Here is a 20,589-nt window from a genome sequence, read left to right as displayed (position 1 = left end):
AATAAGGAGAGTAACAATGCTAAAAATATATAGATATGCAAAGTATAAATGGCATAGATTACATTTTTCAATGAATAAAGCCATATTATCAGGTTGTAAGGATGAACGCTTAATAAAAAAACTAGAGCAGAAAATGAATTATCATGAGCAAACAGCTCTTATGCTTTTGGTAAAGAGAGAGTAAGAAAAGAAAATTGATCATAGAATGAATATCGAATTGAAGTCCTCTTCTTGTATTAGTTACGAAGAGGACTTCTTTATTTTGGATACATTAGCGGGGAAAAGTATAATAAGGGGTAGGGGGTTATAACATTTCCCTCCTACCCACAATATATTCATACAAAAAGAGAAAGGAATTTGCAACATTAGCCAGTAGAACGAATAATAAAAAGCAATAGCGCAAAAGGTCTTTAAGGGAAAATTGTAATATTTGTATTTTAAAATTGTAATTAAAGGTTCTTATATAATCTCAGTCTAGTCCTAGAGTATTCTGTAAATGGTTTCAAATAATTTCCTTGAGTATGTTTTAGTATTAATTCTTGAACTTCGGTTAATATTTTTTCGCGATTCTTTGGTGAAATTCGCGTTAGTAGTGGTTGAAAATTAGGATTAACACTAAAATTATCAATAAAAGATTTTGTAGTACTATATTCAATTGGGTATGCTATTTCTTCTTCCAAGATAAGTTTAACTTTTAGATTCGATGTATTTATTATATTTTCTTTTTTATCATTAATTTCAGGTACATGTCCGCTTATTAGTTTTTGAATGTTAGTAAAAATTATATCAGGAGTTGGCTTTAACCACTCTAAGATATTAATTGTTCCGCCATTTTTTAATAACTCAGACCAATTATTAATTAATGACTCTTGATTACTAAAATATTGCATAGAAAAATTACAAAAAATGTGATCAAAGGAACCTTTTGAAAAATTTAAATTTGTTACATCCATTTGAAATAATTCTACATTTGAGAGTGCCATTTTCCTCACCAGTAATTTCATCAAATGAACCATCTCTTCAGAATAATCTACTACAATCACTCGACCATTGTTTCCAACTATTTTAGATAATTTGTTTATTTCAAGGCCAGTACCACCACAGAGAATAAGTACTGTATCCCCAGCTTTAACGTCTCCTTTTTTTAGTTGATAATCATAAAAAAATAATTTTGCTTTCATTCTGGTTTTGTTTATTGCTTTAATTTCTTCTGTGTTCGAGTTCGAAACTGTATTCATCAAAATTTCACCCTTTCTTTCTAAATTTTTTTTCTATGTGCTCAAAAACACCTTCCTATGCATCTGGGTTGTTGTATATTATGTTCAAGGGATTCAATCCCAGTATTTTGAAGGGAGGGGAGAATATGGAAAAGCAAAAAAATCTAGAGCCAATTCTAGAAGAAGAACTTTCTGCTGAAGAAGCTGAAATTGTTCAACTTCTTGAAGATTCCTTACCAATTTCATTACATTGTCACCACGCGTTAGTTCATAACCCATTCACATGGGAAAAATAAGTTATAGAATAAGGGATATTGACCTGTTCTATAAAATTAAAAAATAAGAAAAACGAGAGTACTTTACTTCTTCGTTTTTCTTATTTTTTTATTATTAATAGATAATGTGGCGTTGAAATTTAGTATTTTATATTAGTATTTGTTTTGAAATATATGGAATAACCCTATCTTGGAGTATAGAAATTTGTTCCTCTATTTTTACACTACCATATAATGAGAAGATTACTTGGGTTATACCCATTTTTTCAAGTAGTAGTAAAGTCTTTACTAAGGTCTCTGAATCTATTGGTAATATAATGGGAACCCCTGGGACTTCTTCTAAAGGTATTCTTTTATCATGTTCTAAGGCTATTGGAAAATCCATAATAATTTCGGTCCGAACATTTTTACCTCTGACTTTTTTTACGTGATCAATGAATTGTTTCATATCTAAAAATGCTGCTTTGTGCATCATCCATCCGTCTACATAATTTGCAATTCTTTCTGGTGGAATGCCCTTCCCAGCAATGAATAGTGCTGGTCCATTTGGGTTAATAGGGCGGGGCTCTATTGGAAGTATCCCATCATCGTAAATAACCCTATTATAACTATCTCTCCAAAGCTTTTTTATGTTTACGATTGAGGATTCTGTTAACTCATATCTCTTGTCATAGGGAATATTATAATACTCGTATTCATAGGACCTATAACCTGTACCAACACCTAATAACAACCTACCATTTGAAAGAAAGTCTATACTTAACGCTTGCTTGGCGAATAATAAAATATCTCTCACAGGTAGTGAAACAACCGCGGTACCCAATTTTATAGTTTTTGTTTTCCCAGAAAGGTAGCTTAGTAACGTCAAGCACTCATACATAGGATCCCGATCTTCCATTTTGTTTGACAAACATAAAAGGTCTCTTGACCATACTGACGATACCCCTGCCTCCTCAGCATGAATTATAGTTTCTATTTGTTTAGAAGAAATCGGCTCCTCTTCTAATAACGGAATATAAAGACCAATTTCCATAAAACACCCCTCCTATCCGTTTTTTTTATAATATCTCTTCCTATTATATTTAGAATGTGTCTACTAACACCTTTGTTTAACTGCCTTTTATTTATAATAAAGTAAACAAAATAGGAGGAATTTTTATATGAACAACACTGGAGTTCAAATTGGTGTAAGACCAAAATTAAAACCGTCTACACATTTGATTCCCTACCAAGACGAGAATTTGCTAATAGTCAATGAAAAAAGAGCATTTTTTAAGTTAAAGGATAATAATCGCAGAATAGGAAAGATTCTGTCATCTTTTAATGGAGAAAATAGTATAGAGGAAATCTGTGATAATCTTAATGTTCAAGAAAAAACCGTTCAAAATCTATTAAAACAACTAGGCTCTTTTGACTTGTTAGATATAAATAATTCTACCTCTATTGATAAAAAGAAATATAATTTATTTATTTTAGGAGACGAAAATTTAACTGATTTTTGTAAAGATATTATTTTAGACAGAAATCCTGAAATAAAAATTAGCTGTATCAATGATGGCGAACGAATAGAGGAAAAGTTAAACACTAATATTGATGTTGTTTTACTTTTAACTAGTACTTACCGTAATAGTTTATATCAAAAGGTTAATGACCTTTGTTATAAATTTAACATTCCACTCTTAAGTGGTTATGTTGATGGAAATAAATTTTATATGGGGCCATTTGTTAATCCTAATATTAAAGAACATTGTTGTTTAAAATGTACAACTTTAAGAATACTGGCAGCTTCACCTTTTTACGATGAAACTCTTGTATATTGGGACTACTTAGATAAAGCTAAAAGTGAAAATTTGGATTTGTTGAAGGAAACTAAAAATATAATAACTGGTCTATTTGTTAATGAATTAAATCGGTTCTTGAGCGATGAAACACCACTTACTTATTCCAAACAGTTTGAATACGATTTCACTAACGAGAAAGCTTTATTTCATCACGTTTTGAAAGTTCCAACTTGTAATGTATGTAATGTCTAAAAAGTTAAGGTGATTTAAGTGAAGATGCACACTGAAATGGTTAAGATGCGTGATGGTATTCTGTTAGAAACAGATATCTATTATCCTAATACTTTAGAATCTTGCCCAGTAATTCTAATACGTACACCATATAACAAATTATTGCATAAAGACGAGGCAATGGGGTGGGTGAATAATAAATTTGCTTTTGTAGTACAAGATGTTAGGGGAAAGTTTAATTCACAAGGAGAATGGGAACCTTACGAAAATGAAATAAATGACGGTTTTGATACTGTGGAATGGATTTTTAATCAAAAATGGGCCCAGAAGAATAATATTATAATCAAAGGAGCATCATATCAAGCATTTACTGCATTTGCTGCAGCACAAACCAACCATCCTTCGATTAGAACGATAATTACTTATGTGCCTGCAATGGGGCTTTACGAATCAACTTTTACTCCTGATGGGATCCTTTATCTTTTTGGAAGACTTTCGTGGAACTTTACTCATGGTACCGAATTAGAATCAAGAAAAACGGAACTTTTCAATGAGATTATCCAAACAAATCCAAAAACCCTTCTTCATTTGCCAGTAGTTGAAATGGATAAAGAAATTCAATTTAAAATTAATAATTGGTCAAAACATATTAGTGAAATTAAAAATAGTACCGAATTGAAAAATAAGACTTCGATTAAACTTGAAAATATTAATATTCCAGTTTTACATATAGGTGGTTTAAATGACCCTTTTATCGAAGCCACAATTAACAATTTTACTAAGCTTAAGGATAATAATCAATCACAAAAATTAATAGTAGGCCCATGGACTCATGATGTGAATCAAGGAACTTCATTAGGGTTCCGTAATTTTAGTAAAAGATCAATCCTAGATTTGGCATCAATTGAAATCAATTGGATAAAAAGTTGTTTACAAGAAAAAGATATTAATATGGACGAAAGAGTTTTGTATTTTATCATGGGAAGTAATAAATGGCTTACTAGTGAAACATGGCCACCAAATCATAAGCTTGAAAAGTTATACTTTTCTAATTCCGAGAATGCATTAGTAACGTTTCCAAAAAATGATGTCGCTCAAAATTATTACTATAACCCTGAAAAGCCTGTTCCATCGTTAATAGGTCCAGTTGATCAATCAAAAATTCAAAAGCGTAATGATGTTATTGTATATTCATCTGAACCTTTTGATAAAGACATCAATATAGTAGGGTCACCAAAGGTTAACTTATTTGTTAATTCCTCAGCTACAAACACTGACTTTATAGTCAAATTAAATGAAACTTTACCAAACGGGCAATCAATATTAATTACATATGGTGCTATACGAACATCTTTTGACAATAAACCTTATCCTAAACAAATCAAAATTAATTTAAATACTACTTCTTTAACCATAAAAAAGGGAAGTATCCTTACTGTTGAAATCACCAGCAGTTTCTTTCCATATATGGAAAGAAACTTAAATACTGGAAGGGATAATGTTTATGAAAAGGAACCTATAATTGCAAAGCAGAGTATATACACTGGCATTACTTATCCATCCAATATAACTTTACCTATATTAATAGAGGAGTGAAATTTAATTGGAAATTAATAAAACAATTGAATTGAAAAAAGCATTGTCTAAATTGAATGAAAACAAACCTAATAAACTTGTTAACTATGATGAATTAGTTAGTGATAGAACAGGAATCATTAAAAAGATAATAAAATTGGACATAGACCCTGGGTTACCCAAAAGAGCAAAAGCAATTGGAGTTAATGTATCAAACGCTAATAGACTAGGACAATGGCCAGCAGATCAAGTTGCTGGTGGGCATACCTTCGATTATGAATCTGCTACACATTCAGCTATAGGTGAAGCTATTGAAAGATACTGTGGAAACTACATTTCTTCTCCCCTATACCACGGCTCTTATAATGAACTAGTTTCAAAAGGAGAAAAAGCAATCAATCCCGATGAACTAATTTTGTATTCAAAGGAACAATATGATATGCCTGGATTTCCCTTTGTGCCTTTCACAAAAGATCTTCCTGTTAAATGGGTAAAGGGTTTATCACTTATAAGTGGGGAAACAATTATGGTTCCCGCTTCATTGGTTTATGTTAATTACATATATGGTGATCGTTCGTCAGAACCTGCAACAAATTTTCATATGTTTGCAGGTATTGCGTGTGGAAATTCTATTGAATCAGCAATTACTTCGGGATTATTAGAAGTAATTGAAAGAGATGCCACAATGATGTGGTGGTTATCTGATGGGGAAGTTGAATTAATCAAACAAAATGATAGCCAAATTGAGTATGTCTTGGAACCAACAGTAAAACGAAATGTTGAATGGTACTTGGTAAATATTCGTTCAGAATTCGAGTTGCCTGTTATAGGAGCCTTACTTGTGGATCATGACAATCAAATTGCAGGAATGGGATTTGCATGTAGGCCTAAGCCAATAGACGCTTTAATTAAGGCAGTAGGAGAAGGAATACAATTACATAACATTTCGAATGGAATAAAATTTTCTGATGGAGAAATGTGGAAATCCGTACAAAAAGGTGTGCTACATGATAAAGCATTGAAGCCATACAGAGATGATTTGCATTATAAGGACAGTTTTAGGGAGGATTATTTAGATATTATTGACCTTGCCCAACATTCACAAATATACCTTGATACTAGAATGTGGAAGGAGTTAGAAAGAATAACTAACTGTAAAAATAATATTGCTCTTAGGGATATCAAAATTCCAGAAGCAAATAAACTAGAAGATTACCTAAAAATAGTTGCAGACAAGGGGTTTGATGTAATCTGTGTAGATATAACAACTCCTGATATAATTCCAACTGGACTCAGAGTTGTGCGAATAATAGTTCCTGGATTAATTCCAAATGGTCCTGGAGGTTTTCCTTTTATAGATGAAGAAAGAGTGCTAAAAACACCATATAAATTAGGATTAAGAGAAAAAATCTTGACATTTAATGAACTTAATTTTTCGCCATTGCCTCATAGTTAGGTGGTTTACTTATGAACAATAGTTTAGTAGAAAGATACAAAAAACACAGTCAGAAAATCAAAACAATTTTTAGTATAAATAATATTGATTATGAATGTGAATTTTATCATTGGGATACTTTATTAAAAATAATAAGGGATAAGCTTGGCCTTACTGGTACAAAAAAAGGGTGTAACCATGGTCAGTGTGGCGCATGTACGGTCCTCGTTGATGGTAATCCTGTATATTCTTGTTTACAACTTGGTATAGAATGTAAATCAAAGAAAATAACTACTATTGAAGGTCTAGCTCAACAAAAAAAATTAAACAGATTACAAGCGTCTTTTATTAAAAATCATGGATTCCAATGTGGATACTGTACTTCGGGAATGATCATGGCAGCGTCTTCTTATATTTCTCAGAATAATATTACCGAGAGGGAGTCCATAAAGAGAGCACTTTCCGGAAATTATTGTAGATGTGGTAATTATTACTATATTGTTGATTCTATAATTGATGCAATTGGAGATGAACATTCTAATGAAAAATAATTCTTCTACTGATATATTTGGGAAAGAAATAGTAACAGGTAAAGCTAAATTTACAGGTGATATTCAATTAACAAATATGCTCCATGTAAAAATACTTCGCAGTCCTTATCCTCATGCAGAGATCTTAAGTATAGATACTAGCGAAGCTTTTGCTTTACCAGGGGTAGAAGATATTATTTCATATAAGGACATAAAAAAATATAATACAGATCGACCCTATTTAACAGATAAGGCAAGATTTGTAGGTGATGCAATTGCTGCAGTAGCTGCAACAGATCCTTATATTGCACAACTAGCACTTAAATTGATTAAAGTAGAATGGAAACCTTTGCCCTTTACTTTGGAACCAGAAGAGTCAATGACTGAAAAGTTTAAGATTCACTCAAAAGGGAATGTAGCAGGATTCAATGGACCACAATCTGCTAACATACCAACCTATGAGTATACAATAGGAGATATTGAAGAAGCATTTAAAGAAGCAGATATAATATTGGAAGAGGAATACGAAACTAACTATCAATGTCATGGACACATTGAACCACATTGTTGCATTGCATTAGTGGAAAAGGATTGTATTAAGATTTGGAATACAGTACAAAGCCCTTTTTCAAATCAAAGTTGTCTTAGCGAGATTTTTGATATACCAGAGGAAAAAATACAAGTTACCTGCCCATATATTGGGGGAGGATTCGGTGGTAAGGATTCAGAGAGTCTTGGTAAAAATCATTACGATGCAATTGCTATTACTCTAGCAATGAGAACTAAGAAGCCTGTTAAATTAGAAATAAACCACAGAGAAAACCTGCTTTACTTATCAGTAAGAAACCCATTTAAATTTAAAATTAAGATTGCTGCTAGAATGGATGGGAAAATTTTAGGTTTTGATGTACTTGCAATTCAAAATACTGGTGCTTATGCAGATGATGGTCCTAAAGTATTAGCAAATGCTGGCGAAATTCTAAATAGTACCTATAGAGATACTTCAATGAAATTTGTTGGTTTTTCAATTTATACTAATTCACCAGTTGGTGGAGAAATTTGGGGTTATGGCAGTCCACAAATTACTTTTGCAATTGAAAGCATAATTGACAAATTAGCAAATAAGTTATATATAGATCCTCTAGAAATTAGGAAAAAAAATCATCGGAAAATCGGCGATCCAGTACCAGGTATTTATGGAAAAGTTATGACAATAAAAGATGTTGATTTGTCACAATCAATAAAACATGGAGAAAAACTAATTGATTGGAAGAATAAAAGAAAATTTAATACCGAGAATACGTTTGAGAGAACTGTAGGATTAGGTATGAGAATTGCTGCAGAAGGCACAGGAAAAGATGACAGTAACGGATTAATAATAATAAATCCAGATGGACAAATAAAAGTTCCATTAGGAGTAGGGAATATGGGAACGGGTTCAGTAACTGCAATAGGTATGTTAATTTCAGAAGTACTCAATGTTCCATTAAATAAGTTAAATATAACCTGGGGAAATACAGAATTAGCTTGGGATGCAGGTGGTGATAGCAGTAGGGCCATTCATTGTACTGGTCAAGCATACTATAACGCTGCACTTGATACGAGATTTCAATTATTAAAAACTGCATCTATTTTTTTCGATACTCCTATGGAAAATTTAGAAATAAAAGATTGCGTTGTATATAAAAAAGATAGTGAAAATATATATGTATCATTTAAATCGTTAGTAAATATAGCAGAAAAACGTAATAGTTTTAGACCATGGTTTGGTGGTGAAAAGGGAGGAAGAGTCCCAGAAAATTATAAAATATATGGAAAAGAGATTGTTTTAAGAAAGAGCACCTTAGATTTAGCAATGAAGGCTGAGGGAATAATTGGATTGGGATTTGGCACTAGACTATTGGATATGAATTCATGGGCAGCTCAGTTTGCAGAGGTGGAAGTTGATTTGTTAACTGGAGAAATAGAGGTTAGTCATGTATTAACCTCTACAGATGCAGGAAAAATAATAAATTATCATGGTGCATCTAAACAAATAAATGGTGGAACACTTTTTAGTTTGGGTCTAGCCTTAAAGGAAGATATAGTAATTGATAAGAAAACGGGTATACCATTAACAACTGAGTTAAGACAAGTGGGTGTACCATCATTTTTAGATGCACCAAACATAACTTCATACTTTACTGATTCTAATACTAGTAATAGATTTTTTTCGAAGGGTATCGGGGAAACTGCTGTTCAAGCCGCCGCTGCAATTGCTAATAGTGTATACAATGCTACTAGTATTCAAGTCAATACCCTTCCATTAACAGCAAGTAAACTTATAAATAAACTAAAAATAAATAGTGAATGGTGAACTCAATGGAAAAAAATATTGAAGATTGGAGAAACTGGTTTGGAGCAAATCAAGGAATAGACGAGCCCTATCCTTTTACTATTTTACACCCAAATTCAGTTAGTGAAGCTTGTACATACCTATCTAAATACCCAAATAATATGGTATTTAGTGGCGGAACAGAAGTAGTTAATAATCTAAAAAGGGGTATAATTACTCCTGAATATTTAATAAGCTTGTCTAGAGTTCCAGAACTAAAAGGAATAAAGTTAATTAATAACGAGATTCATATAGGTTCAGCAACAGTTATCAAAGAGATTATTAACAATAATTCTGTTAAAGTAAAGTTACCAGTTCTTTATGAGGCTTGCTTGGAAGTTGGAGTAGAACAGATAAGAAATCAAGGGACTATTGGAGGAAATATACTACAAGCTCCAAGATGCTTATATTATCTTTCTGGCTTTCCTTGTTTTATGAATTTTGCTGAAGGTTGTCCAGCGGAGGAATCTGAACAATTTGAAGACATACAAATTTTTAACGAAAGTTCTTACTGTAAAGCAGTACTTGGATCTGATTTAGCTTCTGCATTAGTAGCATTAGATGCACGTATTGAGATTGCAAATTTAGATGGTTTATACACCAGAAAACTATCTTCAATTTATAGTGATATTAACATTTCAAGAAAGCTAAATAATATTAGTCCGTTTGAAATTATTACAAAAATTATTATACCAATTGACCAGGAATTAACAGGCACATACATTAAAAAAACATTAAAGAATTCTGGTGGGATTGGAACTGTTGGATTAGCAATTACAATGTCAATAAGTAATAATCAAACAGAGAAATCACGAATTGTATTTTCGGGGGTAGCTGCTCAACCTTTTAGAGCATCCTTTTTAGAAAGAATTATTGAGAATCAATCTATATATGAATTAAACGAAATTTTAAAGACTGAAATTTCAAATCTTAAAACCCATGATGTCCGCAAAAATATTAAATTGGGCATTTGTATTAGATTATTAGAAGAAGCCTTGAAAAGAATCCAAAAACATCAATTAACATAGTTAATAAAATCAGTCTTTTGGAAAGAATTCATTGTCAAAAAAGTTAAAGAGATAATAATTTTCAAGGAAGGGGTTTAAATATGGTAACCTCGGTTTATATCAAGGAGCTAACATTTTTAAGAAAAAATTTATCCATATATTTAAATTATTGGAGTTCTACTAATACACAATGGCAGCCGCATAAAGAAACATTTTCTACACACGACTTATTTTGCCATCTATGTCTTCTTCCGAAATGTTATAGTTTAATTTTAATGCCAAATAATGATGACGATGATGATATTCTAAAGTATTGGGGGGGGCCATGGAACTATGAACCAGATATTTTAGAGCAGGAGTTAGAATCTGGTTGTAATAAATTAACTAACCTCTTAAACAGAATGTCTATAGAAGACTTGACTAAAAAAAAATATAAGTGGCCTTTCGGTGAGCCTCTCACAGCACTAGAACATTTACATAATATGTTTACTCATGTATATCATCACAGGGGACAACTACATTTATATCTAAAATTACAGGGTGTACCAGTAAATACAAACACAATTTATTCAACGAATTAGTTTTTAAAACCCGACAGGTGGTAATTGGATTTATGTGACTAAACAGGAGTATAACTATTGGATCGTCAAGTTTTCTTTGACACATGGACGACACGATAACCTGCAGCCAAGTTATAAAGGAGTTTTCTGTTAATTGAGTGATTTTAATGGAAGCGAGCAAATTCAGGATTAAATCAAAAATGTAGGCAAGGAATAAATCGTTGGTATGACCTTTTGTGTTCTGTCATAACCTTTGAACATAAGAAAGAGGATAAGTTGGAGATGTTTAAGCCTTCCAAATTAGTTAAGAAAAGAACTTAACCAAAATAGTGAAAATTGATAAAAATAAATTAGTTGGAGATACTAGATAAAAAACCTTTTCCATTAAATTTTCTATAGATAGTGTCTTTTCACTATATTATTTATATCCGCCTAATGTTCTAACAATGTCCAAATCTAATTTAGTATCAATATCATAATGACCTATAGGATTTTTCATATGGATAAAATGTACTCTGGATAAATTATTTTGAATTATTTTAATAGCACCTTTGTCTCCTGAAAGATTGAAAAATTCTTTGTATAATGATGAATCAAATAAAACAGGGTGGCCAGGCACATTATTATACAATGGGCGAAAAATTTTATACCTTGCCTTATTTTTTAAATAGCTTTCAATAATACAGTTTACATCCCTTGAAGTTATCAATGGTTGATCACCAAGAAATATAAATACTGCATCTGTATCAAAATCCAAAATATTAGTAATACCGTATTTTAAAGAAGAAGATAAACCTAAACTTGGATTAAAATTTCTTACTAAAAAAATTTTTTCTATTTCGTTTTTTTTCATATGTATCATTAGTTGTTTTTCTATTTCTATTGAGTTGTTACCTGTTACTAGAATTATAGGAAAAACACCGTTATTTAAACAGAGCCGAACTGGATATAAGAATAGGGGTTTATTGTCTATATTAATTAACATTTTTGGTTTTTTCATTCGTGTGGAGTTACCAGCAGCGACAATTATTGCTCCTATTCTATCCGTGTACTTTCTCTTTTCCATTTAAACTTTCCTCCGTCCCTCCATTTTTTAACATTATTAACTGTGATATTATACTAATTGCTACTTCATAAACCGTATCTCCAGCTAAATTTAAACCAACAGGAGCATAAAGGTTTTTAGGTTTTTCTTTAAAATCACTTAATAAAGTGTCTATCCTTTTGTTAGAACCTAAAATACCTATGAATTTTGAATTAACTTTGACTGCTTTCATTAAACTTATTCTATCCCTCTCTAAGTTGTGATTCATTATAAGCCACCATCCATGGTTTAAAAAACCATCCTCTATTTCATCTAAACTATAAATATGTTTATCGGCAAAAGGAAATCTAGATTTATTATTAAAATGTTCTCTTGGATCTATAATTGCTACAAAGAAGCCAATTTTTTTAGCTAATTCAACAATAGGAATTACATCATCATTTGCCCCAGCAATAAATAATTTTTCAATTGGCTCAATTTTCTCCACAAAATATGTTTGTTTATTATAGGTTGTCAATCCTGTTTTATTATGAAAAAGTTTATTACTTTTATCTGTAATAATATGATTTCCTTTTGTTAAGTCGAAACCTATGTAAAATGTATCTTGTGATTTAATTAAGTTAATAACTTTTCTCCAGATTTCATTTTCATTTAACATAGGAATAATAGCAATCTTAACACTTCCTCCGCACCCTAATTGTAAACCCCATGGTGAATCATCGTTTGAGTCAATTTCGATGATTTTTGGACCCCTTTTATTAATTACTTCATTTGAAATTTCTAATAAACTGTTTTCTAAACATCCTCCACTAATAAAACCATAGCTTTCTCTAGAAGAAGAAACTATCATCTTTGCACCTGTTTTTCTATAAGTAGATCCTTTTTTTTCACATAAAATAAGTAATGCTACAGAATCACCTTTATCCCAAAAGTATTCTGCCTTTGTTAATAAATCAATAAATTCACTAGCCAAGCTCATATAATCACCTTCAATATTAATAATTTTAGTGTAAATCATGATAAATTCTCTTTATGTGCCCAACGACACTACTTTTGATAATTTTTTACTTTTAAAATAAATAGATAAAGCTGAAGGGGGTCTTTGCAATTAATAAATTCAAGACAAGTGTTTTAGCTATTAAACCTTTTAGATATTTTTTTGGAGCTCAGCTTGCTGCACAATTTGGAGATAGTTTTTCCTACATTGGTTTACCTATATTAATTTATAGTCTTACAGGCTCAACTTTTGCTTTAGCTGGTTCTTTTATATTTCTACTTTTACCAAATATATTATTAGGGCCAATATTAGGAGGGATAGTAGATCGTTATAATAGGAAAAGAATGATGATTTTTTCTGATATAATGAGAGCTTTTTTGGTTGCTACTATGCCTTTTTTAGATAATATTACGCTAATTTTTATAATAATAATTTCTTTATCAATTCTTGATATTTTGTTTGACGCTGCAAAAGGTGCAATCATACCAAATATAGTACCCAATGAAAAAATTATTGACGCTAATGTTATTTCACAAACTTGGGGCCAAACTATATCTTTAATTGCACCTTCAGTAGCAGGATTAATTATATTTTTATTTGGTGTTCAATACGCTTTTATCATCAATTCTATGACATTTGTTATATCAGCTATTCTACTTTTAAGAGTTACATTGGATAATAAGTCTCAAAAAAATGAATCAAGTAGAGAGAAAAACCAAATTGTCAATAATTTTAAAGTTTCACTTAAGACAGTACGATCTAATCATATTCTATTTTGGGCAGTAGGGTTAATGACAGTTTTAGGTTTGACTGCTGTTCCTAGTACAATTTTAAGAGTTCCCTTTATAGAAGATAATCTATCAGGAACATCTGCGCATATTGGATACGCCTCCACGTGTTGGAGTCTTGGAGCCATGTTTGCAGGATTAGTTACTGCTAAAATAAGCAAAAAAATTGGGAAAATTAATACTATCATAATTGGAATGATAATAGCTTCTTTTGCTAGTCTTTCAAATTCAATAAGTACTTCAATTCCTGTATTTTTAATTGGGTCTATTTTTGTAGGAATAGGCAATGGAATAAGTCAACCAATGGTTTATACACTTTATCAAGAACTTATTCCCAATGAACTATATGGTAGGGTTCTAGGAGTAATTTTATCAATAACATCTTTTGTTAGCCTTTTTGGAATCTTACTAACAGGACCATTATCACAAATTATTGGGGTAAGGGAAATATATATATCAGCTGCTGTTTTAGCGGTAGTTATATCCCTATCGGCAAAATTCTTAATAAAAAACAATCCAGAGAAAACAAAAGATATTCCCTCATTTGATAAAGCATCATTATAATTTGTTTTTTTGTTCCATTGAAAAACTGCAAAGATTGAATTAATCAAATTCTAGTTAATTTAAAATTGACAAGCCCTCAAAGAAATTAACTTCCCCTTGTCATGTAGACAGTGGAGTATAAGGGGACTTAAACGGCTTTAATCCTATATATCATAGGGTTAAGGCCGTGTAGTAGTTCTTGTATAGTAATTATAAAAATGTATAAGTTCCATGTTATAGATTAAATCATTTGGGTTTCATTCTTTTGCAAAGAATACTTCTAACAACTTAGTCGCCCCACCACCAGAATCTAATACACTTCAAATCAATTAACATACACAGGTTATTATATTTGTATAGCTTATTACATATAATCGATCCTTCCTATAGTCACTACTGACATGTAATAGGCTAAAAAACCATATTTTAGTAGAATATAGGTATAATTTACCATGGAATATTATACAAAATTTGTTAAAATTATTAAAAAGGATCTAATAATTTCGAATTAATAAACTTGTGTTAATTGAACTCGAACTTTGAGAATTAAGGAATTACTTCTATTAGAGATGAACAGGGGGCTGGACAATGAATGGAAACCATTCTCCATCTATGTTGACTGAATTGGACTCCTTTATTAGAAAGAATAACCTTAAGATAGTCGATGGAAAGGCAAAACAAGTTTTAAAGTTAAGGGAAAAAGCTACATACTACGTTCTAGATGGCGAAATGGAACTAAGAGTTATTTATGAGAATGGAGAAATGAACATAGTAGATTTAATATTTCCAGGAGAAACAATAGAGGCTATTGAAGACAATGATACAACTTGTTTTGAGGTATTTACTACAACTGAGACAAAGTTATTGGAAATTGGAGAAAAGGAAATCTTAAACAATCCAGAAATTATACTCTTTCTGAATAATTTATTTCGAAAAAAATTGAGTAGATTAGTTATGTTAAAAGCGATTCAACAACAATACCGTGTAGAGGATAGAGTGCTAGGCCTTTTTAACTGGTATGCTAATCAATTTGGTACTAAAACAAATAATGGGATTTTGATAAATATTCGTATAACGCATCAACAAATTGCATTATTTGTTGGATCAACAAGGCCTACAATAACGAGGATAATCAATAAGATGAGTAGACTGAATATTTTAAAAAGGGTAAATGTTAATGAGCAAGAAAGATACTTACTATTACTATAATTGGATTATTTTGAAAGGATTATCATAAATGATATCAGTTAATTCTATCTGCTTAACCAATGGACTAAAGTTAATAATTAGGCAATCTAATCATTTCAAAAGCTCTACTTTGTCAATTTGGTATGGGGCAGGCAGCATTACTGAAAGTAATGACAATATAGGTATATCTCATCTTCTTGAACATTATCTTCATCGAGGTACAAAGACATATAAAAATCCATATAAAAAACTTTTCCCGACTTTAGGGGCAACATTTAATGCATTTACCACAAGAGATTACACATGTTATCATTCATCTTTTCCAAGTCAATTTTTGGAACAAGTTTTTCTATTTGAAAAGGATAGAATGATCAATAGTGAATTTAAAACAGATGAAATAGAAAAAGAAAAGGAAATAATTAATGCAGAAATAGGAATATATAAAAAGTTAAGAAGGAGCAAGGTTAATGATTTTATAAACCATTATTATTACAATAACCATCCATACTCTTATCCAGTAATTGGGACAGAAAAAACTATACAAAATATTAATATTAAAGAGTTGGAAGAATATTATAAGGTACATTATCTAAATACAAGTACTGTATTAGTTTTAAGTACTAATTTAGAACAAAATTGGGTTACTGATAAATTTAGTACCATCTTTTCTAATATAAAAGTGCGTAACATGGGACATCGTTTGCTATTATATAAAGAAAATATAGTTGGACCAAAGAAGATTGAAATTAATAATCAGTTTTTAGAAATTGTCTATTTTGCTCCTGCAGCGGAACATGAAAATTTTAATAATTTTATGCACTTGATGCATTTGTTAAGTGGTATAAATATTGACACATTTAATGTATTAAATAAACAGGTAACAGCAGGATCTTTATTATATGAATTTTTAATTAAAAGGGGATTTGCCAAGCAAGTTTGGACAATGTATACACCTTCTAGAATGAAATCAATATATAAAATTACTATTTTACCAATTAAGGATAAGGCATCAGTGCTAAATGAGTTTGATAAGTTGTTATCCAATATAAGAGAGGGAAACATTGACCTTAAATTCTTAAAATATGTAAAATTAAATTCTTTGAATTTATTAAATTACATAAATGCAAGTTCTACAACCGATTGTATAGAATTTGGAAAACTATACACTGTAGGAGGAAATTCTGCTGTGAAATTAATGGGGCCTAGTTTTAACTCTATACAATTAGATGACATTCAACAATCATGTGTAGATTGGCTTTCTGATAATAATAGAACAACTATCTTATAATTTAGCCCACTTGTAATTGAAAAGATGTAAATAAGAAGTAATAAATTTACCCTTTCCTATTGGTGTGTACAACTGATTGCACTTTTTTTGCGGAAAGAAAATAATGACTTATCTCGCATTCATTGTTAGAAAAGGATTTGAACCCGTTGTTAATATCCATTTACGATTAATTGATTTTATAGATTTAACCATGTTAGTTCCAGTTGGCCCGTGAGTTGTCTATAGAAAGCAAAAAGGGACTTTCCACCCGAAATAAGAACAACAAAATTATTATTTGTTTTTGTTATATCGTGATAACCACTGATGAATGAAACGTGGTAAAACAAAAACTTATAAATAAAATCTATAAGAACCTATGGAAATCTAGTGTGATTTTAAGGGATATGGATCTGAAATTTTTCTGGAGAGAGATCTTACTACTAAGATATAGGAGGAAGTTCATGAATGACTGGGAAATAGTATCTGATTATGACTCTGGGATAAATAAAAATACAATATATCGGCAAGAATTTGTAAATGGATTAAGGATACTAGCTATTCAAGATGTTTCTAGTTCTATTTGTGCGTATGAGATACAAGTAGATTTATTTTCAGATATCAAGAAAATTAAACCAGGAAGTATGGATCTTCTATATATATATTTCATGAATTATATAAAGTATCGACGTATAAATGAACAACTATATAAAATTGGTGCTAATTTAAGTATTTCTATTAATAACTACAATCTTAAATTAACCTGTTTTACTAATTTGAAACAACTGTTAACAGCAATCAAAATTGTTCGCTCATTACTTATTGATATAGAATTTATTCCCGCTTTATTCGAATTTGTAAAAGAAGAATATAAAAGAAAAATAAAATTTAAAGAAAATGACGCTATAACACTTTGCAAGAAGTCTTTTTTTGAAAATGTTTATTTAGAAAATAACCCTCTGAAATATTTATATACATATTGTAACAATATATCACTCTCCGAGTTGCAGAACTTTTATTACGAAAGTTTCACACCAAAAAATACTATTATTGCAATAACGGGACAATTAAGTCCCAAGCAGATAACTGAATATTTTTTTAATGAGTTTAAAAATTGGAGACAATCGAACTTAGAACATGATCAGAAGGGTATATTAAATAGTTATAGATTGGGACATAAACAAATAATTGATTTAAATATAAGTAATATAAAAAATGGACATATAATTGTTGGAGTTCCAGGTTTTAATTATTCTAATAATTTGTATCTACCTGGCATGGTAGGTAATTTTATACTTGGACAATTAGGTTTGCTTGGTAGGTTAGGGGAGTTTATTAGACAACAAAGTGGATTAGTTTACAAAATTAAGAGTGAAATATTACCTACTAAATATCCTGGTCCTTGGTGGATAGTTTGTGATGCAAAAGTCGAAAAGAAAGATATTGTATTAGGCATGATTTTAGAAACCATAATGGAATTAAGAGATAAGGGTCCTACTCAAGAAGAACTTAATCTTTCCATAAACAGTATATTAAATTCTCTACCTGTCCGCTTAAGTCATCCAATAACACGCACAATGAAACTCATTGAACTTGAATATTATGGTTTAGGACTCAACTATCTAAGAGAATATAAAGATAATTTATTATCTTTGACAACAAGTAGTATTAGAAATGCCTACAGAACTTTTTTTGATGATAAAAATATAACCATAATACACACATAGGAGGCTGAAAATGGAAAGCATAAAAATTTTTACAGGGGATTGCGGTGATATCTTTTCAGATCTAGTTAACCAAAAAAGTAACGAAAAAGGATTCAAACTTTTAATATTAGACTTACCAATAGAAGGAATTCTTACACCAGATCGTAGCAAATACTTGCAATACCTACACAGTAGAATATCTTCGGCAAAAAAATTACTATCTTCTGATTCTATGATAGGTATTTATACAGATTGCAGAGTATCTCACCATATAAGATTGTTAGCTGATGATATTTTTGGCGAAGATTCCTTTAGAAATGAGTTATATGTATATAATACAAATTTGAATGTTTCAATGAAACAGTGGAGTAAGATGAACAATACACTAACTATAGAAGCTCAAACTATTCTTTTATATTCCAACAGACCATCATTTATTCCAAAATATCCTGGTAAATGGGAAACATTAACCCTCTATAATAAAAACGGGGAATTAATTAGTGGGCATTCTGAAGAAAAGATGGCCAATTATCAGGAAGGAGAAACTTTAGAAATTGGTAAATCAAGTGCTATAAAAGCTATAAAGAATTATAGAGATTATAAAATGAACTATTCAAAAAAGATGTCAATAGATTCCTATTACGAAATGAGAAAAAGAAAAGATGAAAACGAGGAAGTTGAATTTTTAAGAAAAATAGATGATACAATTCAATTCTATTTTCCACCTAGCAAACATGAAGCTACAACTAACTTTTGGTTAGATGTTCCAGAAAACCCGATAACTACGACTCACCCAGATGAAAAACCTATAGGTCCAGTTGAACGCCTTATTGAATGGTATACAGAACCTGGCGATTATATTTTAGATCCATTCCTAGGGTCTGGGACTACAGCAGTAGCTGCAAAGTCAAATTATAGAAATTTTGTTGGAATTGAAATAGAACCTCAGTATGTAAAAATGGCAGTTGATAGATTAAATAAGATTAATTTAAGGAGTGAAGTAAATGTTTAAAGAAGATTATTTACAAGGCAAAGTGGCGTTAGTTACAGGTGGAAATAGAGGAATAGGTCGTATTATAGCTATAAATTTAACAAAAGCGGGTGCGACAACAATAATTCTAGGAAGAGATGAATATCAAAATGATTTAACACTACAAGAACTACAACAAATTAATACAGAGTGCATGGCAGTAAAAGCAGATATAACCTCTGGTGAATCCGTAAAAACAGCGTTAAATACAATTAGGGAAAAACTAAATCACATAGATATATTAGTAAATTGTGCGGGAGAATCTGGACCAAATAAATCTATTATTAATCTTACCGAACAGGAATGGGAAGAAACTTTAAAGTCAAACTTAACCGGGCCATTTATAATAACTAAAGAAGTTGTAAGCGATATGATTAAAAATAAGGAAGGCCATATCTTTTTTATTAGCGCAATTGGTGCTAAAAGCGGTATGCCAAATAGATCTCCATATAGCTCGGCTAAATCTGGCTTAATAGGATTAGCTAGATCTTTAGCGAATGAATTGGGTGCCTATAATATAAAAGTAAACACAATCGTACCTGGTACTGTTGAGGGAGATAGAATTAATAGAATTGTTGAGGAGCAAAGTAAGAAAAATAACATACCATTTGAAAAATATAAAAGTTTAATGGCACGCAACTCCTCATTAAAACGGTTTGTTGATGCAGAGAATATTGCTGCAATGATTGTTTTGCTTTCTGGAAGCAATGGTTCAACTATTACTGGAGAGGATATAAACATAAATGCTGGAGCATATTTTGGTTAAATTACTAATACGAAAACAAGTAATACTTAAAAAAACATCTAGTGAAAAGATAGCGTGGATTTTGTAATCTTTAAACCAACCATTTGAATTAATGTACATATGCCTTAAAGAAGTAAACTTTAAATATATAAGGAGCCTCTTTTATGGGAAAAGAAAACACAATTTATAATAGGCATAACGTTCCAATTAATGAAACATGGAGACTAGAGGATATTTATCCGAATTTAGATAGCTGGGAAGAAGATTTTATTAAGGTAGAGAGTTTAATTGAGGAACT

Annotated in this window: 19 protein-coding genes; 15 read left to right on the top strand and 4 right to left on the bottom strand. The window is 30.7% G+C overall.

The window, feature by feature from the left end:
• The first annotated feature begins 16 nt into the window (after positions 1–16).
• Positions 17–184 carry a hypothetical protein gene (locus tag V7097_RS25090; protein WP_335706368.1) on the top strand — a complete coding sequence of 56 codons (168 nt, stop codon included), beginning with the start codon at positions 17–19 and terminating at the stop codon, positions 182–184.
• Between the two features lie 265 nt (positions 185–449).
• Here the strand turns inward: V7097_RS25090 and V7097_RS25085 are convergent, their stop codons facing one another.
• Entirely contained in the window at positions 450–1,238 is a 789-nt protein-coding gene (locus V7097_RS25085) for a class I SAM-dependent methyltransferase (protein ID WP_335706367.1), read from the bottom strand.
• A gap of 125 nt (positions 1,239–1,363) precedes the next feature.
• Here V7097_RS25085 and V7097_RS25080 point away from each other — a divergent pair, with 125 nt between their 5' ends.
• Entirely contained in the window at positions 1,364–1,513 is a 150-nt protein-coding gene (locus V7097_RS25080) for a hypothetical protein (RefSeq protein ID WP_335706366.1), read from the top strand.
• Positions 1,514–1,640: 127 nt separating this feature from the next.
• On the opposite strand, the gene V7097_RS25075 is transcribed toward V7097_RS25080, so the two are convergent.
• Positions 1,641–2,525, bottom strand: coding sequence for an LLM class flavin-dependent oxidoreductase (locus tag V7097_RS25075; protein ID WP_335706365.1), 885 nt, complete (start codon positions 2,523–2,525; stop codon positions 1,641–1,643).
• 127 nt (positions 2,526–2,652) lie between these two features.
• Between V7097_RS25075 and V7097_RS25070 the strand changes: the two genes are divergently transcribed.
• The 7 genes from V7097_RS25070 to V7097_RS25040 all read left to right on the top strand — a co-directional run bounded on the left by V7097_RS25070 (position 2,653) and on the right by V7097_RS25040 (position 11,006).
• Positions 2,653–3,525 (top strand): hypothetical protein, encoded by an 873-nt coding sequence (locus V7097_RS25070; protein WP_335706364.1) that lies wholly within the window; start codon positions 2,653–2,655, stop codon positions 3,523–3,525.
• A 36-nt stretch (positions 3,526–3,561) separates the two neighbouring features.
• Entirely contained in the window at positions 3,562–5,100 is a 1,539-nt protein-coding gene (locus V7097_RS25065) for a CocE/NonD family hydrolase (protein WP_335706363.1), read from the top strand.
• A gap of 7 nt (positions 5,101–5,107) precedes the next feature.
• On the top strand, positions 5,108–6,535 hold the full coding sequence (locus V7097_RS25060; RefSeq protein ID WP_335706362.1) for a YcaO-like family protein: 1,428 nt from the start codon (positions 5,108–5,110) through the stop codon (positions 6,533–6,535).
• Between the two features lie 11 nt (positions 6,536–6,546).
• Positions 6,547–7,065 carry a (2Fe-2S)-binding protein gene (locus tag V7097_RS25055; RefSeq protein ID WP_335706361.1) on the top strand — a complete coding sequence of 173 codons (519 nt, stop codon included), beginning with the start codon at positions 6,547–6,549 and terminating at the stop codon, positions 7,063–7,065.
• The gene (locus V7097_RS25050; RefSeq protein ID WP_335706360.1) at positions 7,055–9,400 is read left to right on the top strand and encodes a xanthine dehydrogenase family protein molybdopterin-binding subunit; all 2,346 of its coding nucleotides are present in this window, start codon (positions 7,055–7,057) and stop codon (positions 9,398–9,400) included. Before V7097_RS25055 ends, V7097_RS25050 begins: the two co-directional genes overlap by 11 nt.
• 5 nt (positions 9,401–9,405) lie before the next feature.
• Positions 9,406–10,446: an FAD binding domain-containing protein gene (locus V7097_RS25045; RefSeq protein ID WP_335706359.1), complete on the top strand. Its 1,041-nt coding sequence runs from the start codon at positions 9,406–9,408 to the stop codon at positions 10,444–10,446.
• Between the two features lie 80 nt (positions 10,447–10,526).
• The gene (locus tag V7097_RS25040; protein WP_335706358.1) at positions 10,527–11,006 is read left to right on the top strand and encodes a DinB family protein; all 480 of its coding nucleotides are present in this window, start codon (positions 10,527–10,529) and stop codon (positions 11,004–11,006) included.
• Between the two features lie 397 nt (positions 11,007–11,403).
• Here V7097_RS25040 and V7097_RS25035 read toward each other — a convergent pair whose 3' ends face one another.
• Together V7097_RS25035 and V7097_RS25030 are read right to left on the bottom strand one after the other, a co-directional pair.
• Complete coding sequence (locus V7097_RS25035) at positions 11,404–12,051, bottom strand: nucleotidyltransferase family protein (protein WP_335706357.1); 648 nt, start codon at positions 12,049–12,051, stop codon at positions 11,404–11,406.
• Entirely contained in the window at positions 12,026–13,048 is a 1,023-nt protein-coding gene (locus tag V7097_RS25030; RefSeq protein WP_335706356.1) for an XdhC family protein, read from the bottom strand. Before V7097_RS25030 ends, V7097_RS25035 begins: the two co-directional genes overlap by 26 nt.
• 65 nt (positions 13,049–13,113) lie before the next feature.
• Here V7097_RS25030 and V7097_RS25025 point away from each other — a divergent pair, with 65 nt between their 5' ends.
• The 6 genes from V7097_RS25025 to V7097_RS25000 all read left to right on the top strand — a co-directional run bounded on the left by V7097_RS25025 (position 13,114) and on the right by V7097_RS25000 (position 20,312).
• Positions 13,114–14,379 carry an MFS transporter gene (locus tag V7097_RS25025; RefSeq protein WP_335706379.1) on the top strand — a complete coding sequence of 422 codons (1,266 nt, stop codon included), beginning with the start codon at positions 13,114–13,116 and terminating at the stop codon, positions 14,377–14,379.
• A 567-nt stretch (positions 14,380–14,946) separates the two neighbouring features.
• Entirely contained in the window at positions 14,947–15,567 is a 621-nt protein-coding gene (locus V7097_RS25020; RefSeq protein ID WP_335706355.1) for a Crp/Fnr family transcriptional regulator, read from the top strand.
• A 28-nt stretch (positions 15,568–15,595) separates the two neighbouring features.
• The gene (locus V7097_RS25015) at positions 15,596–16,834 is read left to right on the top strand and encodes a M16 family metallopeptidase (protein WP_335706354.1); all 1,239 of its coding nucleotides are present in this window, start codon (positions 15,596–15,598) and stop codon (positions 16,832–16,834) included.
• A 440-nt stretch (positions 16,835–17,274) separates the two neighbouring features.
• On the top strand, positions 17,275–18,537 hold the full coding sequence (locus tag V7097_RS25010) for a M16 family metallopeptidase (protein ID WP_335706353.1): 1,263 nt from the start codon (positions 17,275–17,277) through the stop codon (positions 18,535–18,537).
• 10 nt (positions 18,538–18,547) lie between these two features.
• Positions 18,548–19,528 carry a site-specific DNA-methyltransferase gene (locus V7097_RS25005; RefSeq protein ID WP_335706352.1) on the top strand — a complete coding sequence of 327 codons (981 nt, stop codon included), beginning with the start codon at positions 18,548–18,550 and terminating at the stop codon, positions 19,526–19,528.
• Positions 19,521–20,312, top strand: coding sequence for an SDR family NAD(P)-dependent oxidoreductase (locus V7097_RS25000; protein WP_335706351.1), 792 nt, complete (start codon positions 19,521–19,523; stop codon positions 20,310–20,312). The genes V7097_RS25005 and V7097_RS25000 overlap by 8 nt, the downstream gene beginning before the upstream one ends.
• Positions 20,313–20,589: the final 277 nt, after the last annotated feature.

The sequence above is a fragment of the Bacillus sp. JJ1562 genome (assembly GCF_036962705.1).
GTDB lineage: Bacteria > Bacillota > Bacilli > Bacillales > Bacillaceae_L > Ferdinandcohnia.
The sequence above is the reverse complement of the archived record's forward strand: the minus strand, read 5'-3'. Positions and strand labels throughout refer to the sequence as shown.

Bases quoted from the DNA above. Each gene is read 5' to 3' on its own strand.
- V7097_RS25035 (WP_335706357.1), bottom strand. From the start codon at position 12,051: ATGGAAAAGAGAAAGTACACGGATAGAATAGGAGCAATAATTGTCGCT.
- V7097_RS25065 (WP_335706363.1), top strand. From the start codon at position 3,562: ATGGTTAAGATGCGTGATGGTATTCTGTTAGAAACAGATATCTATTAT.
- V7097_RS25005 (WP_335706352.1), top strand. From the start codon at position 18,548: ATGGAAAGCATAAAAATTTTTACAGGGGATTGCGGTGATATCTTTTCA.
- V7097_RS25055 (WP_335706361.1), top strand. From the start codon at position 6,547: ATGAACAATAGTTTAGTAGAAAGATACAAAAAACACAGTCAGAAAATC.
- V7097_RS25075 (WP_335706365.1), bottom strand. From the start codon at position 2,525: ATGGAAATTGGTCTTTATATTCCGTTATTAGAAGAGGAGCCGATTTCT.
- V7097_RS25090 (WP_335706368.1), top strand. From the start codon at position 17: ATGCTAAAAATATATAGATATGCAAAGTATAAATGGCATAGATTACAT.
- V7097_RS25010 (WP_335706353.1), top strand. From the start codon at position 17,275: ATGAATGACTGGGAAATAGTATCTGATTATGACTCTGGGATAAATAAA.
- V7097_RS25040 (WP_335706358.1), top strand. From the start codon at position 10,527: ATGGTAACCTCGGTTTATATCAAGGAGCTAACATTTTTAAGAAAAAAT.
- V7097_RS25080 (WP_335706366.1), top strand. From the start codon at position 1,364: ATGGAAAAGCAAAAAAATCTAGAGCCAATTCTAGAAGAAGAACTTTCT.
- V7097_RS25050 (WP_335706360.1), top strand. From the start codon at position 7,055: ATGAAAAATAATTCTTCTACTGATATATTTGGGAAAGAAATAGTAACA.
- V7097_RS25030 (WP_335706356.1), bottom strand. From the start codon at position 13,048: ATGATTTACACTAAAATTATTAATATTGAAGGTGATTATATGAGCTTG.
- V7097_RS25000 (WP_335706351.1), top strand. From the start codon at position 19,521: ATGTTTAAAGAAGATTATTTACAAGGCAAAGTGGCGTTAGTTACAGGT.
- V7097_RS25085 (WP_335706367.1), bottom strand. From the start codon at position 1,238: ATGAATACAGTTTCGAACTCGAACACAGAAGAAATTAAAGCAATAAAC.
- V7097_RS25045 (WP_335706359.1), top strand. From the start codon at position 9,406: ATGGAAAAAAATATTGAAGATTGGAGAAACTGGTTTGGAGCAAATCAA.
- V7097_RS25070 (WP_335706364.1), top strand. From the start codon at position 2,653: ATGAACAACACTGGAGTTCAAATTGGTGTAAGACCAAAATTAAAACCG.
- V7097_RS25020 (WP_335706355.1), top strand. From the start codon at position 14,947: ATGAATGGAAACCATTCTCCATCTATGTTGACTGAATTGGACTCCTTT.
- V7097_RS25015 (WP_335706354.1), top strand. From the start codon at position 15,596: ATGATATCAGTTAATTCTATCTGCTTAACCAATGGACTAAAGTTAATA.